The 1,276-nt window shown below is 60.3% G+C and carries 2 protein-coding genes; both read left to right on the top strand.

Features of this window, described 5'->3' with window-relative positions:
• The first annotated feature begins 96 nt into the window (after positions 1 to 96).
• The gene (locus tag CJZ78_RS13435) at positions 97 to 624 is read left to right on the top strand and encodes a transposase (protein WP_233128812.1); all 528 of its coding nucleotides are present in this window, start codon (positions 97 to 99) and stop codon (positions 622 to 624) included.
• A gap of 162 nt (positions 625 to 786) precedes the next feature.
• The coding region (locus tag CJZ78_RS14130) for a transposase (RefSeq protein WP_198953922.1) at positions 787 to 1,276 on the top strand (490 nt) is incomplete at its 3' end.

Here is a 1,276-nt window from a genome sequence, read left to right as displayed (position 1 = left end):
GCCCCATCAGCGCCACAACGGTGAGGCTGTGGAGATCTGCCGCCACCGTGCTGTCGTCTACGAACAAGCACGCCAACGGCATCCCCGCCGGTGGTCATGATCGACGCGTTGCTGGCGTCAGCCGGAAGAGGTCTGGATCAACCCACCGCCACTAGAAATCGAGCCAGATCCAGCTACGTTGATGTTGGTTGCCTGAATGGCAGCAGAGGCGTCATCTTTTCTGGCAGCTACCGGCGAGGGTTCTGGGATGAACAACAAAGAGTTGCAAAGCTCCAAGAGAAGAAGCCGGTTCTGACGCGTCTCGCAGAAACGATTCCCTGGGAATCTTTCCGCCCTTTACTTGACAAGGGCTATAGCCAGGAGCGCAAAAGCAATGCTGGACGCAAGAGAATCGACCCACTGATTCTTTTCAAGATGCTGGTGCTCCAGCAGCTATTTAATTTAAGTGATGAAGAGATCGAATTCCAAGTAAATGACCGTCGCTCCTTCGAGGAGTTTGTTGGTCTTGGGGTGATGAATGACATACCAGATGCCAGACAGTCGCCTTCTTCAGAGAGCGACTGCGCAAGGCGGGAGTTATCGATGAACTCTTTGAGATGGCCCGCGTCCCAGGCAGTGGTGTAATTCCCCCGGCATCCCCACCCCGGCGTAGCCGGGGTGGGCCGCGCACCTCAGACCCCCGGCTTAGTAGCCGGCGTTGCAAGGGGTGGGCAGGTCCGTTTCCCTGGTTCGAGTACCACCTCAACCAGACGAACCATGCCCAAGTAACAGTTTGACGCGTCTTCCCTGCTGCCGCTACTGGATGGCAGCAGTGCAGGGGAGCTGATCCCTGAACTGGCCACACGCGGCCTGCAGCAGCTGATCGAGCTGGAGCTTGCCGCCTTCCTCGGTGCGGACTGGCACGAGCGCACGGAAGAGCGTCTCGGCCACCGCAACGGTTACCGGCCCCGCACCCTGACCACCCAGGTGGGGGATCTCGCGCTGCAGATCCCCAAACTGCGGGCCGGAAGCTTCCTGCCCACGATCCTCGAGCCCCGCCGCAGGGTCGATCAGGCCCTGTATGCAGTGATCATGGAGGCCTACATCAGTGGCGTCTCCACCCGCAAGGTGGATGCGCTGGTGGCGGCTCTGGGCGTCCAGAGCGGCATCTCCAAATCCCAGGTGAGCCGCATCTGCGCCGACATCGACATCCAGGTGCATGCCTTCTTGAACCGGCCCCTGCAGGAGAGCGGCTACGCCTACGTCTTCCTCGATGCCACCTACCTCCACGGCCGGC

Source organism: Synechococcus sp. 8F6, from assembly GCF_002252665.1.
Lineage (GTDB): Bacteria > Cyanobacteriota > Cyanobacteriia > PCC-6307 > Cyanobiaceae > Cyanobium_A.
Note: the sequence above shows the minus strand (reverse complement) of the source record. Positions and strands in the feature narration are given on the sequence as shown.

Excerpts from the sequence above, each read along its gene's own strand:
- CJZ78_RS13435 (WP_233128812.1), top strand. The coding sequence starts at position 97 with ATGATCGACGCGTTGCTGGCGTCAGCCGGAAGAGGTCTGGATCAACCC.